General features: G+C 68.9%; 13 protein-coding genes and 2 pseudogenes. 10 read left to right on the top strand and 5 right to left on the bottom strand.

Annotated elements, in window-relative coordinates:
* Positions 1–3: 3 nt before the first annotated feature.
* From ACQ858_RS10375 to ACQ858_RS10360, 4 genes are all read right to left on the bottom strand, one after another.
* On the bottom strand, positions 4–378 hold the full coding sequence (locus tag ACQ858_RS10375) for a nitrile hydratase accessory protein (RefSeq protein ID WP_431276544.1): 375 nt from the start codon (positions 376–378) through the stop codon (positions 4–6).
* On the bottom strand, positions 375–1,037 hold the full coding sequence (gene nthB / locus ACQ858_RS10370) for a nitrile hydratase subunit beta (RefSeq protein WP_431276543.1): 663 nt from the start codon (positions 1,035–1,037) through the stop codon (positions 375–377). The genes ACQ858_RS10375 and nthB overlap by 4 nt, the downstream gene beginning before the upstream one ends.
* Positions 1,034–1,609: a nitrile hydratase subunit alpha gene (nthA, locus tag ACQ858_RS10365; RefSeq protein ID WP_431276542.1), complete on the bottom strand. Its 576-nt coding sequence runs from the start codon at positions 1,607–1,609 to the stop codon at positions 1,034–1,036. Before nthA ends, nthB begins: the two co-directional genes overlap by 4 nt.
* Positions 1,610–1,680: 71 nt before the next feature.
* Entirely contained in the window at positions 1,681–2,817 is a 1,137-nt protein-coding gene (locus tag ACQ858_RS10360; protein ID WP_431276541.1) for an iron-containing alcohol dehydrogenase, read from the bottom strand.
* A gap of 131 nt (positions 2,818–2,948) precedes the next feature.
* On the opposite strand from ACQ858_RS10360, the gene ACQ858_RS10355 reads away from it, so the two are divergent.
* The 6 genes and pseudogenes from ACQ858_RS10355 to ACQ858_RS10330 all read left to right on the top strand — a co-directional run bounded on the left by ACQ858_RS10355 (position 2,949) and on the right by ACQ858_RS10330 (position 9,161).
* Positions 2,949–3,896 (top strand): alpha/beta hydrolase, encoded by a 948-nt coding sequence (locus ACQ858_RS10355; RefSeq protein ID WP_431276540.1) that lies wholly within the window; start codon positions 2,949–2,951, stop codon positions 3,894–3,896.
* Positions 3,893–4,762 carry a YbgC/FadM family acyl-CoA thioesterase gene (locus ACQ858_RS10350; RefSeq protein ID WP_431276539.1) on the top strand — a complete coding sequence of 290 codons (870 nt, stop codon included), beginning with the start codon at positions 3,893–3,895 and terminating at the stop codon, positions 4,760–4,762. Before ACQ858_RS10355 ends, ACQ858_RS10350 begins: the two co-directional genes overlap by 4 nt.
* A gap of 21 nt (positions 4,763–4,783) precedes the next feature.
* On the top strand, positions 4,784–6,145 hold the full coding sequence (locus ACQ858_RS10345) for a cache domain-containing protein (RefSeq protein WP_431276538.1): 1,362 nt from the start codon (positions 4,784–4,786) through the stop codon (positions 6,143–6,145).
* On the top strand, positions 6,142–6,771 hold the full coding sequence (locus tag ACQ858_RS10340) for a response regulator transcription factor (RefSeq protein WP_431276537.1): 630 nt from the start codon (positions 6,142–6,144) through the stop codon (positions 6,769–6,771). The genes ACQ858_RS10345 and ACQ858_RS10340 overlap by 4 nt, the downstream gene beginning before the upstream one ends.
* Positions 6,772–6,878: 107 nt before the next feature.
* Positions 6,879–8,949: pseudogene (locus ACQ858_RS10335) on the top strand (carbon starvation CstA family protein).
* Complete coding sequence (locus ACQ858_RS10330) at positions 8,946–9,161, top strand: YbdD/YjiX family protein (RefSeq protein ID WP_431276536.1); 216 nt, start codon at positions 8,946–8,948, stop codon at positions 9,159–9,161. The pseudogene ACQ858_RS10335 and the gene ACQ858_RS10330 overlap by 4 nt, the downstream one beginning before the upstream one ends.
* Before the next feature lie 5 nt (positions 9,162–9,166).
* On the opposite strand, the gene ACQ858_RS10325 is transcribed toward ACQ858_RS10330, so the two are convergent.
* Complete coding sequence (locus ACQ858_RS10325; protein ID WP_431276535.1) at positions 9,167–10,090, bottom strand: YgfZ/GcvT domain-containing protein; 924 nt, start codon at positions 10,088–10,090, stop codon at positions 9,167–9,169.
* An 85-nt stretch (positions 10,091–10,175) separates the two neighbouring features.
* Here ACQ858_RS10325 and mltG point away from each other — a divergent pair, with 85 nt between their 5' ends.
* The 4 genes and pseudogenes from mltG (at position 10,176) to ACQ858_RS10305 (ending at position 13,299) form a co-directional block, all read left to right on the top strand.
* Complete coding sequence (mltG, locus tag ACQ858_RS10320; RefSeq protein WP_431276534.1) at positions 10,176–11,198, top strand: endolytic transglycosylase MltG; 1,023 nt, start codon at positions 10,176–10,178, stop codon at positions 11,196–11,198.
* Positions 11,195–11,853: pseudogene (gene tmk / locus ACQ858_RS10315) on the top strand (dTMP kinase). Before mltG ends, tmk begins: the two are co-directional and overlap by 4 nt.
* Positions 11,854–11,908: 55 nt before the next feature.
* Positions 11,909–12,928: a DNA polymerase III subunit delta' gene (locus ACQ858_RS10310; RefSeq protein WP_431276533.1), complete on the top strand. Its 1,020-nt coding sequence runs from the start codon at positions 11,909–11,911 to the stop codon at positions 12,926–12,928.
* Positions 12,925–13,299, top strand: a complete 375-nt coding sequence (locus ACQ858_RS10305; RefSeq protein WP_184523228.1) for a PilZ domain-containing protein — start codon at positions 12,925–12,927, stop codon at positions 13,297–13,299. The genes ACQ858_RS10310 and ACQ858_RS10305 overlap by 4 nt, the downstream gene beginning before the upstream one ends.
* The last annotated feature ends 14 nt before the right edge of the window (positions 13,300–13,313 follow it).

The raw sequence follows: 13,313 nt of genomic DNA, 5'->3' as shown, positions 1-13,313 counted from the left end.
GCGTCAGCCGAAATCGTGCGGGCGCAGCTCGATGGGCTGGCCGTGCGGCGTGCGGTCGGCGGCGCGGTCCCAGGCGTCGCGGTAGCGCGCGAGTTCGCCGGCCGTGCTTGCGCCTTTGGCGGCGACGAGCGATTCGAGCGCGGCGAGCCAGTGCCGGTAGTAGGTATCGCCCAGATCCGCGTCGCCGGCGGCTTGCGCAGCAGTGATCTGGCGCGCGAGGGCATCTGCCCATTCGTGCCAGGTGAACAGGCCGCGCCGATGCAGCGTCACCGCCATCGCGAAGGCATGGGCCTCCCAGGGCTCGCGGAAGACCGGTTCGACACCGTCGTCCGTCGGCATGCCGGGCAGCAGGGGCGCGACGTTCGGCGCAGCGCTCATTCGGCGGCCTCCAGGTAGCTTTCCCACGCGTCCACCGAGACGCTGAGGCCGGGCTCGGAGCCCGGTCCCCACAGGTCCTCGCCCGCGAAGACGACCGTGTACAGCCACTGCGGCTCTTCGCCGAGCCCCTGTGCGTGCGCATCGGCGAAGACGTGCACGCCGTGCCGGTACACGATGCTCCCGACCTTGCCTCGCACGTAGGCAGGCAGGCGCGTGTGGTGATCGACGTGGCCCGCACGGGTCCGCACCCGCTGGCCGACGGCGAGGCGCGCGGGCCCGGTGGCGGGCCGCTCGACGTTGGTGCCCTTGGCGAGCACGGCCGGCACGTCGGTCGCCTGGAGCACGCGCTTCACGGGTTGGGGTGCATGCAGCATGTGGCCCGCAGCGATTTCATCGGGCATGACCTGAGACCGTTCGGCCATGAGCTTCTCGAGCGCAGCGAGCCAGATCTGGTAGTAGCTCATCTGTGCATACGCCGGCAGGGTTTCGCGCGCAGTTCGGCTGGCATCGATGTTCCACGAGCCGGTGCCGCCCATGGCCAGGGTCAGCGCGAGCGCGCGAGCTTCCCAGTCGGCATGGAAGCGTTCGTCCTCGGGCTCCGGCACGATGCGGCCGGGCACGCTCTTGCCGCCGAGATCGGCGTGGCTGACGTAGGTCATTGCGCAGCCTCCGGCGCGCGGGCGAGACCGGTGCCGATCATCGAGTCGCGCGTGACGAGGTCGGCGAGCCGCTCTTCGCTCCAGCCGTCGGTGCCGGCAGGGCGTTGCGGGATCACGAGATAGCGCACCTCGGCGGTGGAGTCCCAGACGCGGATGCGGGTCGATGCAGGCAGCTCGACGCCAAACTCGGCCAGCACGCCGCGCGGGTCCCTCACCGCACGCGAGCGATAGGGCGCGCTCTTGTACCAGGTCGGCGGCAGGCCGAGCACCGGCCATGGGTAGCAGCTGCACAGCGTGCAGACCACCATGTGGTGCTGGTCGCCGGTGTTGGCCACCGCCACCATGTGTTCGCCCTGGCGGCCGGTGTAGCCGAGCGAGGCGATCGCGGCGGTCGCGTCCTTGAGCAGCCAGTCATGGAACGCCGGATCGGCCCAGGCCTTCGCGACGACGCGGGCGCCGTTGCGCGGGCCGATCTTCGTCTGGTAGGCGTCGATGAGCACGTCGAGCGCAGCCGGGTCGATGTAGCCCTTTTCCGTGAGCACGGTTTCGAGCGCGCGGACCCGCAGGTCCATCTCGCCGAGCTCGCTGTGGTCCTCGTGACCGTGGCCGTGGTCGTGAGGGGGTGGTCGTGGGCCATGGCGTGCTACATCGACGCTTCGAGCATCTGCCGGTAGTCCTCGCGCGTGGCGAGCCGGGGATTGGTCTTGTGGCAGTGGTCGGCCATCGCGCCGTCGATGATCTTCTCGAACATGTCCGCCCGGACCCCGACCTCGGCGAGGCCCTTGGGCAGGCCGAGCTGCGCATTCATGTCACGGATCGCGCCGCCGAGATCACCGGGCGAATCGAGGTGCATCGCCTGCGCCATGCGCTGCAGCCGCTGCTCCTTGCGCACCGATTCGGCGCCTGAATTGAACTGGATCACCGCGGGCAGGAAGAGGGCGTTGAGCGTGCCGTGGTGCAGCCGCGGATCGATGCCGCCGAGGCTGTGGCTCAGCGAATGCACGCAGCCCAGGCCCTTCTGGAAGGCCATCGCACCCTGCATCGATGCGCTCATGAGATTGAGCCGCGCCTCGCGGTCGCTGCCGTCCCGGGTGGCGCGCTCGATGTGGCCCCAGGCGCGCTCCAGCCCGTCGAGCGCGATGCCGTCGGCCGGCGGATTGAAGGCGGACGACATGAAGGTTTCCATGCAGTGCGCGATCGCGTCCATGCCGGTGGCGGCGGTGAGCTTCGGCGGCAGGCCGAGCGTGAGCTCGGGGTCGCAGATCGCGGCCTTGGGCATCAGGAACCAGCTGTGGAACCCGAGCTTGCGGTGGTCGTCCACGATGACGATCGCGCCGCGTGCGACTTCGCTGCCGGTGCCGCTCGTGGTGGGGATGGCGATCAGCGGCGCCACGCGGTCGGTGATCTTCGGCGAACCGCCCTCGATGGTGGCGTAGGTCTTGAGCGGGCCTTCGTGCGTCGCCGCGATCGCGACGCCCTTGGCGCAGTCGATCGCGGAACCCCCGCCGACGGCGATCAGGCCGTCGCAGCGCTGGTCACGGTAGATCGCGGCGGCGGCGCGCACGGCGGCCTCGGTGGGGTTGGAGGGCGTCTGGTCGAACACCGGGGCAGGCAGGTCGCCGAGCGCATCGAGCGCCTTCTGCAGGATGCCCACGGCGCGCACGCCGGCATCGGTGACGACCAGCGGCCGCGTGATGCCGACGCGCTCGCATTCGCTGCGCAGCAGCCGGATGGCGCCGAAATCGAACTGGATCTGTGTGAGGTATTGGATGAGAGCCATGGGGTCGTGGTCCGGACGGTACGATGCGGGTCCTCGAATCTAACAAGCAGCGAGCACCTTGGACACTCCCAAAACCCTGCGCTTGACGCAACCGGGACAAACGGCCCGGACGTCGGGAGCGCGTTGAACCGATGAGCGCACTCACCCCCAAGATGGCCAACGTGATCGAGCGCATGGAGCGCGCGAAGCGCCCGCCGCTGCACACGCTGACGCCGGCAGAGGCCCGCGCGGCGTACGAGAGGGGCGCCGGCGTGCTCGAGGTGCCCAAGCCGCAGCTCGCGCGCGTCGAGGACTTCACGCTTCCTGCGCGCGACGGCTACGCGCTGCCGGCGCGGCTCTACGCGCCCTCGAACGAAGTGCTGCCGGCGCTGATGTTCTTCCATGGTGGCGGCTTCACCGTCGGCAGCATCGCGACGCACGACATCCTGTGCCGCGTGCTGAGCGAGAAGAGCGGCTGCGCGGTGGTCTCGGTGGACTACCGGCTCGCGCCCGAGCACCGGTTTCCGACCGCGTCGAACGATGCATGGGATGCGCTCTCGCATCTGGCGGCGAACGCGGCGCGATTCGGGCTCCACGGTTCGCGGATCGCGGTCGGCGGCGACAGCGCCGGCGGCACGCTGGCGGCGGTGTGCGCCATCCACGCGCGCGACGCGGGGTTGCCGCTCGCCCTGCAGATGCTCATCTATCCGGGCACCACTTCGCACCAGGACACCGCTTCGCATCTGCGCTTCGCCGCCGGGCCGCTGCTCGGCGAGGCGCTCATCAGCTACTTCTTCGCCCAGTACGTCAATTCGAAGGCCGATCGCGACGACTGGCGTTTCGCGCCGCTGAACGCCGACGACGTGGAAGGCGTCGCGCCCGCCTGGATCGGCCTCGCCGAATGCGATCCGGTGGTGGACGAGGGCATCGCCTACGCCGACAAGCTGCGCGCCGCGGGCGTGCCGGTCGAGCTCGAGATCTATCGCGGCGTGATCCATGAATTCGTCAAGATGGGCCGCGCCATCCCCGAAGCGCTGCAGGCGCAGGCCGACGCCGCGCGCGCGCTTCGAGAAGCCCTGCAACCCTCTCCAAGACCATGACAGAGACACTCAAGAAATCCGACTTCCGCTTCTTCCACCGCCTGCGCGTGCGCTGGGCCGAAGTCGACATGCAGAAGATCGTCTTCAACGCGCACTACCTGATGTACTTCGACACCGCGATCGCCGACTACTGGCGCGCGATGGCGCTGCCGTACGAAGAAGCCATGCTGGCGCTCGGCGGCGATCTCTACGTGCGCAAGGCCACGGTCGAATTCAATGCCTCGGCGCGGGTGGACGATGTGCTCGACGTGGGCATGAAGTGCGTGCGCGTGGGCAATTCGTCGATCCTGTTCCTGGGCGGCCTGTTTCGCGGCGACGAACTCCTCGTCACCTGCGAGCTGGTCTATGTCTACGCCGACCCGGCCACGCAGACTTCCAGGCCCGTGCCGCCGCTCCTGCGCGAGATCCTCGCGGGCTACGAGGCGGGCGAGCCGATGCGCGAAGTCGTCACCGGCGGCTGGGACGCGATCGGCGAGGGCGCCGGCAAGGTGCGGCGCGACGTCTTCATCGACGAGCAGCGCATTCCCAAGGAGCTCGAATGGGACGAGCTCGACGCGATCGCGGTGCATGCGGTCGCGCGCAACCGCCTCGGGCAGGCAATCGCCACCGGCCGGCTGGTGCAGGAGTCGCCCGGGCTGGGCCGCATCGGGCGGATGGCGGTGCATCGCACACTGCGCGGCGGCGGCCACGGCGAGGCGGTGCTGCGCGCGCTCGAAGCGGCGGCGGCGGCGCGCGGCGACAACGAAATCATGCTGCACGCCCAGCGCAGCGCCGAGGCCTTCTATGTGCGCCTCGGCTATGCACCGCACGGCGAGCCGTTCGAGGAAGCCGGCATCGCCCACATCGAGATGCGCCGCAAGCTCTGAGCCCGGCGCACTTGCCGCCCGATGAACCTCCGCACGAAGATCGTCACGCTCGCCATCGTGCCGCTGCTGACGGCGCTGATGCTGGTGGCCTTCGCGGTGCGCCACCAGGAGCGCGATCTGGCGCGGCGCGAACGCCTGCTGGCCGAACAGACCTACATGGCCCAGCGGCGCAGCGAGCTGCGCAGCTACGTCGATCTCGCGGTCAGCGTGGTCCGGCCGCTGTACGAAACCGGCAAGGATGACGAGGCAGTGCGCGCCGAGGCGCTGCGCCTGCTCGCCGCGCTGGACTACGGCGATGACGGCTACTTCTTCGTCTACGATCTCGAAGGGAAGTCGCTCATGCATTCGCGGCAGCCCGAGCTGGTCGGCCAGCGGCTCTGGGAACTGCGCGATTCGGCGGGCCGGCCCACGATCCAGCAGTTGATCGCGCAGGCGCGCAACGGCGGCGGCTATGTCGAGTACGAATGGCGCAAGCCGTCCAACCAGCAGATGGCGCCCAAGCTCGGCTACGTGACGATCCTGCCGCGATGGAACTGGATGCTCGGCACCGGCCTGTACCTCGACGACATCGACACGGCGATGCACCGCCTCGACCAGCAGATGAGCGCCAACCTCACCACCACGATGCTGTGGATCGTCGGCATCGCGGCCCTGGGTATCGCGGTCGTGAGCGCGACGGGACTGCTGCTGAACCTGAGCGAGCATCGCGTGGCCGAAAGCAAGCTGCGGCAGCTGGCACGGCAGGTGGTGCAATCGCAGGAGGACGAGCGCGCCCATCTTGCACGCGAGCTGCACGACGGCACCAGCCAGACGCTGGTGTCCGCCAAGCTCTTGATCGAATCGGCGGTGGATGCGCTGGAGCGCGGGCGGCAGGCGGTGCCGGCCGCGCTGGCGAAGGCGCTGCAGCGGCTCAACGAATCGCTTGCGGAGGTGCGCGGCATTTCGCACCGGCTGCGGCCGGCGCTGCTCGACACGCTGGGCCTGCCGGCAGCGCTCGAACGGCTCGGCGCCGAGTTCGGGGACGAGGGGCCGATCGGGGCCACCGTGTCGATCCACGGCTCGCCGCGCGAGCTGCCGCAGGAGGTGAAAACCGCGCTGTTCCGCGTCGCGCAGGAGGCATTGACCAATGTGCGCAAGCATTCGCATGCCACGCAGGTCGACATCGCGCTCGCGTTCGATGCCCGACACGTCCGCCTCGACATCACCGACGACGGACGCGGCTTCGACGAAGAGGCGGTGCAGGCCGACCCCCGCAGCGGCATCGGCCTGCGCAACATGCGCGAGCGCGTCGCGGCGATCGGCGGGCAACTGGATGTGCACTCGGGCAAGACGGGCACGTCGATCCTGGCCGAGGTCGCGCTCGATGGTGCGGAGGCTGCATGAGGAATCACGAGACGATCCGCCTGTTCCTGGTGGATGACCATCCGCTGGTGCGCGACGGGCTGCGCGCGCGCCTTTCGTCGCTGCCGGAGATCGACATCGTCGGCGAGGCGGACGGCGCGGCCGAGGCGCTGCCGCTGATCGAAGAGCTGAAGCCCGATCTCGTGCTGGCCGACGTCGGCATGAAGGACATCAATGGCATCGAACTTGCTGCCCGGCTCCAGGAGCGGCAGCCGCAGGTGCGCGTGGTCATGCTCAGCATGTACGACAACCCCGAATACGTGCAGCAGGCGCTCCAGGCGGGTGCGCGCGGCTACGTGCTCAAGGATGCGCCGGCGAGCGAGATCGTCGCCGCGATCGATGCGGTGACGGCGGGCGGCACCTTCCTGAGCCCGGCGGTGTCGAAGCGGCTGTTCCGCAACCAGGCGCCGCGGCCGCTCCTGACGCCGCGCGAGAGCGAGATCCTCTCGGCGCTGGGGCGCGGCGCGTCGAGCAAGGAGATCGCGCTCGAACTGGGCCTGAGCGTGCGTACCGTCGAGGCGCACCGGCAGAGCATCAAGCGTCGCCTCGGCATCGAGGGGCAGGCGGAACTCATCAAGTACGCGGTCGAGCACGCCAGGAGGCCTTGAGGGTTATCCCTTAGGTGGTTGCGCGCGGGAGGCTTGCGCGGTGCAACCGATGCGCCAGAAGCTGCCTCTAACGACACTCTCGGGGAACAGCTTCAGGAGACATCCGCATGCACACCCTTCGCCGCCACCTGGTGTGGCTTGTCGTCGCCGTCGTCGGCGCTTTCGCGCTCGGAACGGTGGCGCTTTCGCGAGGCGAGTCCATCAACGCGCTATGGATCGTCGTCGCGGCCATCTGCACGTACCTCATCGCGTACCGCTACTACAGCCTCTTCATCGCCGAGCGCGTGCTCGGCCTCGACGGCAGCCGCATGACGCCGGCCCACCGCCACAACGACGGCCTGGACTACGTGCCGACCGACAAGAACGTGTTGTTCGGCCACCACTTCGCGGCCATCGCGGGCGCAGGTCCCCTGGTCGGGCCGGTGCTCGCGGCCCAGATGGGCTACTTGCCCGGGCTGCTGTGGATCCTGGCCGGCGTGGTCTTCGCCGGCGCGGTCCAGGACTTCATCGTGCTCTTCATCTCGACCCGGCGCGACGGGCGTTCGCTCGGCGACCTGATCAAGCAGGAGATGGGCATCGTGCCCGGCATGATCGCGCTGTTCGGCACCTTCATGATCATGATCATCATCCTTGCGGTGCTGGCGCTGATCGTGGTCAAGGCGCTCGCCGAATCGCCGTGGGGCACCTTCACCGTTGCGGCGACGATTCCGGTGGCGGTCTTCATGGGCGTTTACCTGCGCTACATCCGCCCGGGCCGGATCGGCGAGATCTCCATCCTGGGCTTCGTGCTGCTGATGCTCGCGATCTTCGGCGGCCGGGCCGTGAGCCAGGACCCCGAATGGGCCGCGATGTTCACCTTCGACGGCAAGGCGCTCACCTGGCTGCTGATCGCCTACGGCTTCATCGCCGCCAGCCTGCCGGTGTGGCTGCTGCTCGCCCCGCGCGACTACCTGTCGACCTTCCTGAAGATCGGTACCATCATCGCGCTGGCGATCGGCATCGTCTTCGTCGCGCCGAGCCTGCAGATGCCCGCGCTCACGCAGTTCGCGCAGGGCAATGGTCCGGTGTGGTCGGGCAGCCTCTTCCCGTTCCTCTTCATCACCATCGCCTGCGGCGCGGTGTCCGGCTTCCATGCGCTGATCTCGTCCGGCACCACGCCGAAGATGCTCGACAACGAGCGCCACGCGCGCTTCATCGGCTATGGCGGCATGCTGGCCGAATCCTTCGTCGCGGTGATGGCGCTGGTCGCCGCCGCCTGCATCGAGCCCGGCGTGTACTTCGCGATGAACAGCCCGGCCGCGCTGGTCGGCACCACGCCCGACGCGGTCGCGCACGCGATCTCCGGCTGGGGCTTCTCGATCACGCCCGACATGCTGCTGCAGACGGCCAAGGACGTCGGCGAGACGACCATCCTCGGCCGAGCAGGCGGTGCGCCGACGCTGGCGGTGGGCATGGCCCACATCCTCCACCAGGTCGTGGGCGGGCAGGCCATGATGGCTTTCTGGTACCACTTCGCGATCCTGTTCGAGGCGCTCTTCATCCTCACGGCGGTGGACGCCGGCACCCGCGCCGGCCGCTTCATGCTGCAGGACCTGCTGGGCAGCTTCGTGCCCGCGCTCAAGCGAACCGACCTCGGCGATCTCCAACCTGATCGCGACCGGCCTCTGCGTTGCGGCCTGGGGCTACTTCCTCTATCAGGGCGTGGTCGATCCGCTCGGCGGCATCAACACGCTGTGGCCCCTCTTCGGCATCTCCAACCAGATGCTCGCCGCCGTGGCACTGATGCTCGGCGTGGTCGTGCTGTACCGCATGAAGCGCGAGCGCTACGCCTGGGTCGCGATCGCGCCGGCGATCTGGCTGCTGGTGTGCACCTTGACGGCGGGCTGGCAGAAGATCTTCTCGTCGGACCCGAAGGTCGGCTTCTTGTCGCACGCAGCGAAGTACGCCGACGGCCTGGCCCAGGGCGTGCTGATCGCGCCGGCCAAGACGCCGGAAGCCATGGCGCGCATCGTCTTCAATGACCGGCTCGATGCGGCGCTGTGCGGGCTCTTCATCTTCGTGGTGCTCAGCGTGCTGGCGTACAGCGTCAAGACCTGTCTGGCGGCCCGCGCAACGAGCCAGCCCACGGCGCGCGAGACGCCTTTCGAGCCGATCCCTGCGTCGGCGGCCGCATCATGAGAGCCTCGGGCGCCAGCCTGTCCGAATCCGGGCGCTATCTGGCGCGCTCGGTGGTGCAGTCGCTGCGCCTGATGGTCGGCATGCCCGACTACGACGCCTACCTGAGCCACATGGCGCGCACGCATCCCGACCGCGTGCCCATGAGCTACGAGGCGTTTTTCAGGGAGCGGCTGGAGGCGCGCTACGGCAGCGGCAAAGGCCGCTGCTGCTGAATCGCTCAGATGTCTTCGAGCAGGGGATAGGGCAGGGGTTCGACCGTGAGCGCCGGGCCGTCCGCGGCCCGCGCATGGAGACCGCCAGCTTCGATCGCAGCGATCTGGATCGAGATCAATCCGGCCCAGCCGCCGCCGGGCGCCGCAGCGGCCTGGGCGACCAGTCCGACCGGCTGTTCCGGATCGCTGGCGGCAAACACCTCCTGCCCGGCCGCGATGTCGCCGCTCGCCTGAACCAGGTAGGTGCGCCGCTTCAGCGTGCCGCGGAACTGGCTGCGCGCCACCACTTCCTGGCCCGGATAGCAGCCCTTCTTGAAGTTCACGCCGCCGACCGATTCGTAGTTGATCATCTGCGGCACGAAAGCCTCGACCACCGGCGACGTCAGCGTCACGATGCCGCTGCGCACCTCGCTCCATTGCCAGAGCGCAGGGTCGAGCGCGGGACCTTTGGGGGCGCTGCTGCCGGCCGGCGCGATCCAGAGCGCGCGCGGGACGCCGTCGGATGGATGGAGCGTCACGGCGTGCGCATCGCCCACCGCGATCGATCGCCCGGGGAGCGAAGCCGGATCGACGTCGTTGGCCGCGAGTGCCGTGCCCGCGAGGCCATAGAGCGCGAATTCCTCGCTTGCATCGCTGAGTTTGGCTTTGGCACGCAGTACGTACATCGACAGGCGTTTGAGGGTCGCGGCCAGGATGTCGCGGCTGCAGACGAGCAGGATGCGCTCCGGTTGCGGCCGGATGCCGATGAAACTCGCGATCGCCCGCCCCTTGGCGGTGCACAGCGCCGCGAGGCGGGCCTCGGCAGCGTCGAGCAACGCGAAATCCTGGGTGAGCTGTCCATGCAGGAAGCCGGCAGCGTCGGGACCTTCGGCCCGGATGACACCGAGGTGGGAGAGGGCGGTCACGCCATTCAGAACGACTGAGGTCATCGCTGAATTATCATGGCCGATCCCGATCCGTTCGATCGGCAGGGCTTCCGCCGCTTCTCACTCTTTGCTCCCTTCGCCGGATTCCGTGCGCCGCTTCTTCCTCACGATCTTTCTGTTGGCTGCCCTGGGCGCGCTCGCTGTCGGCGCCGCGGGCCTCTGGTGGCTCAACCAGCCGTTGCGGCTCCCGGCACCGAGCGTCGACCTCTCGATCGAGCCGGGCACCACCCCGCGCGGCATTGCGCAGGCCGTCGCCGACACCGGCGTGGACGTGCCGCCGCGACTGCTCTACTGGTGGTTTCGCCTTTCGGGCCAGGACCGGCAGATGCGCGCCGGCAGCTACGAACTGGAACGCGGTATCACGCCGCACACGCTGCTGCGCGTGCTGGTGCGCGGCGAGGAGGCCACGCGCAGCGTGGTGCTCGTGGAAGGATGGAACTTCCGGCAGATGCGTGCCGCGCTCGCCAAGGCCGACCAGCTCAAGCCCGACACCATCGGCCTGACCGATGAGGACCTGATGGCCAAGCTCGGCCGGCCGGGCCAGCATCCGGAAGGCCGATTCTTCCCGGACACCTACACCTATTCGAAAGGCTCGACCGACTTCAAGCTGTTCCAGCGCGCCATGCGGGCGATGGACAAGAAGCTCGAAGCCGCCTGGGCCGCCCGGGCATCCGATATCGCGCTCAAGACGCCCGACGAGGCGCTGATCCTCGCCAGCATTGTCGAAAAGGAGACAGGCAAGGCCCAGGACCGCGCGGAGATTTCCGCCGTCTTCCACAACCGCCTGCGCATCGGCATGCCCTTGCAGACCGACCCGACCGTGATCTATGGCATGGGCCAGCGGTTCGACGGCAACCTGCGCAAGAAGGACCTGCAGACCGACACCCCCTGGAACACCTACACGCGCAACGGCCTTCCGCCCACGCCGATCGCGATGCCCGGCAAGGCGGCGCTGCTGGCCGCCGTGCAGCCGGCGCAGAGCAAGTCGCTCTATTTCGTTTCGCGCGGCGACGGCACGAGTCAATTCAGCAGCTCGCTCGACGAGCACAACCGGGCGGTGAACCGCTACCAGCGCGGCACCGCCGATCCGAACCAGCGGAGCGGTCAATGAAGGGGCTTTTTCTCACGCTCGAAGGCATCGACGGTGCCGGCAAGTCGAGCCACATCGATGCGCTCGAAGCGCTGTTCAAGGCGCAGGGGCGGCGGGTCACGCGCACCCGCGAACCCGGCGGCACGCCGCTGGCCGAAACCCTGCGCGGCCTGATCCTCGAGCAGCCGATGGACGCGCTGACCGAATCGCTGCTGGTCTTCGCGGCCCGGCGCGACCATGTGGTGCGCGTCATCGAACCGGCGCTGGCGCGCGGCGACATCGTGCTCTGCGACCGCTTCACCGACGCGACCTTTGCCTATCAAGGGGAGGGCGCGGTTTCGATCCGGCCGTGCTCTCGACGCTCGAAACGTGGGTGCAGGCGAATCCGGAGCACCCATCCGATGGGCTCCTGCAGCCCGACATCACGATCTGGTTCGACCTGGCGCCGGAGATCGCGGCCGAGCGGCTCGCCGGTGCGCGCGTGCCGGACAAATTCGAATCGCAGCCGGTCGAGTTCTTCAGGCGTGTCGCCGCGGGTTATGCCGCGCGCGCAAAGGATGCACCACGCTTCGTTCGCATCGATGCCGACCGGTCCCGCGAAGAGGTGTGGCAGCAAATCGAAGCGGCTCTGGCCGAGCGCGGCCTCGTGGCATCGCAAAGCGGAGGTGCGCCATGAGCCGCCGGGCCGCCCCAAGGCGAATACCTCAGCGCTGCTGCGCGGAGGTCGTGCGATGAGCGGGGACACGCTCTTGCCGTGGCTGCGCAAGCCGCTCGCCGAGCTGCTGCGCCAGCGCGGCCATGCATGGTTGCTGCAAGGTCCTTCCGGATTGGGCCAGTACGAGCTGGGCCTGGCGCTGGCCGCGGCCTGGCTGTGCGAGCAGCCCGAAGAGGCCAAGAAGGAAGGCGCCTGCGGGCACTGCCCCAGTTGCCACGCCATCGAGGTCCGCACCCATGCGGATCTCTGCGTGCTCATGCCCGAGGTCGCGATGCAGGAACTCGGATGGCCGCTGGACGAGAAGGCGCAGGCCGACATCGACGACAAGAAGCGCAAGCCGAGCCGCGAAATCCGCGTCGAAGCCATGCGCGACGCCGTCGGCTTCGCCCAACGCACCAGTGCGCGCGGCTTCGGCAAGGTGGTGCTCGTCTATCCGGCCGAGCGCATGAACACGATCACCGCGAACGCGCTGCTCAAGACGCTCGAGGAACCCGTCGGCGACGTGCGTTTCGTGCTCGCCAGCGAGGCGGCATGGCAGCTGCTGCCCACGATCCGCAGTCGTTGCCTCGGCTTCGCGCTGCCGTGGCCGGAGGCCGACGAAGCCCGTGACTGGCTGGTCGGGCAGGGCGTTCCGGCGGCCGATGCTGCCGCCCTGCTGCGGGCTGCCGGCGGTCGCCCCAGCGATGCACTGCGCCTCGCGGCCCAGGGTCAATCGCCCAAGGCCTGGGGACTGCTGCCCAAGGCGATGGTGCGCGGCGACGTCAGCGCATTGGCCGGTCACGCGCCGGCGCAGGCCATCGATGCGCTCCAGAAGCTGTGCCACGACCTGATGGCCGCCGACAGCGGCGCCGCGCCGCGTTTCTTCGAGATGGCGGACCTTCCGCCGGCGCCGTCCAGGGGCGCGCTGGCGCGCTGGTCGAGGTCGCTCGCGAATGCGGCAAGAACCGCAGAACATCCGTTCAATGCGGGCCTCATGCTCGAAGCGCTTGTGAGCGAAGCGCGAACCACCCTAAACTCGGCACGCCGCCGCCCATGAACACACCTGCAGCCTCCACCCCGTCCGCCCCCGTCCGGCCCAGCGTGATCCAGCTGGCGATCAAGGAAAAAGGGGCGCTCTATGCAGCCTACATTCCGTTGTTCGCCGAGGGTGGGATCTTCATCCCGACCTCGCGCGAGTACCGTCTCGGTGACGACGTCTATGTGCTCCTGACGCTGCCGGATGACCCGCAGCGCTATCCGATCGCCGGCAAGGTCGCCTGGATCACGCCGTCGCGTGCCGCCGGCAACAGGGCGCCCGGCGTCGGCATCCGCTTTCCGTCCGATGACAAGTCGCGCCAGCTCAAGGCGCGCATCGAGGAGGCGCTCGGCGGCACGATGGCTTCCGACCGGCCCACCCAGACCATCTGATCCGAATCCCGGCC

Source organism: Variovorax ureilyticus, assembly GCF_050632185.1.
GTDB classification, from domain to species: domain Bacteria; phylum Pseudomonadota; class Gammaproteobacteria; order Burkholderiales; family Burkholderiaceae_C; genus Variovorax; species Variovorax ureilyticus_A.
The sequence above is the reverse complement of the archived record's forward strand: the minus strand, read 5'-3'. Positions and strand labels throughout refer to the sequence as shown.

Bases quoted from the DNA above. Each gene is read 5' to 3' on its own strand.
- ACQ858_RS10375 (WP_431276544.1), bottom strand. From the start codon at position 378: ATGAGCGCTGCGCCGAACGTCGCGCCCCTGCTGCCCGGCATGCCGACG.
- nthB (WP_431276543.1), bottom strand. From the start codon at position 1,037: ATGACCTACGTCAGCCACGCCGATCTCGGCGGCAAGAGCGTGCCCGGC.
- nthA (WP_431276542.1), bottom strand. From the start codon at position 1,609: ATGGACCTGCGGGTCCGCGCGCTCGAAACCGTGCTCACGGAAAAGGGC.
- ACQ858_RS10360 (WP_431276541.1), bottom strand. From the start codon at position 2,817: ATGGCTCTCATCCAATACCTCACACAGATCCAGTTCGATTTCGGCGCC.
- ACQ858_RS10355 (WP_431276540.1), top strand. From the start codon at position 2,949: ATGAGCGCACTCACCCCCAAGATGGCCAACGTGATCGAGCGCATGGAG.
- ACQ858_RS10350 (WP_431276539.1), top strand. From the start codon at position 3,893: ATGACAGAGACACTCAAGAAATCCGACTTCCGCTTCTTCCACCGCCTG.
- ACQ858_RS10345 (WP_431276538.1), top strand. From the start codon at position 4,784: ATGAACCTCCGCACGAAGATCGTCACGCTCGCCATCGTGCCGCTGCTG.
- ACQ858_RS10340 (WP_431276537.1), top strand. From the start codon at position 6,142: ATGAGGAATCACGAGACGATCCGCCTGTTCCTGGTGGATGACCATCCG.
- ACQ858_RS10330 (WP_431276536.1), top strand. From the start codon at position 8,946: ATGAGAGCCTCGGGCGCCAGCCTGTCCGAATCCGGGCGCTATCTGGCG.
- ACQ858_RS10325 (WP_431276535.1), bottom strand. From the start codon at position 10,090: ATGACCTCAGTCGTTCTGAATGGCGTGACCGCCCTCTCCCACCTCGGT.
- ACQ858_RS10310 (WP_431276533.1), top strand. From the start codon at position 11,909: ATGAGCGGGGACACGCTCTTGCCGTGGCTGCGCAAGCCGCTCGCCGAG.
- ACQ858_RS10305 (WP_184523228.1), top strand. From the start codon at position 12,925: ATGAACACACCTGCAGCCTCCACCCCGTCCGCCCCCGTCCGGCCCAGC.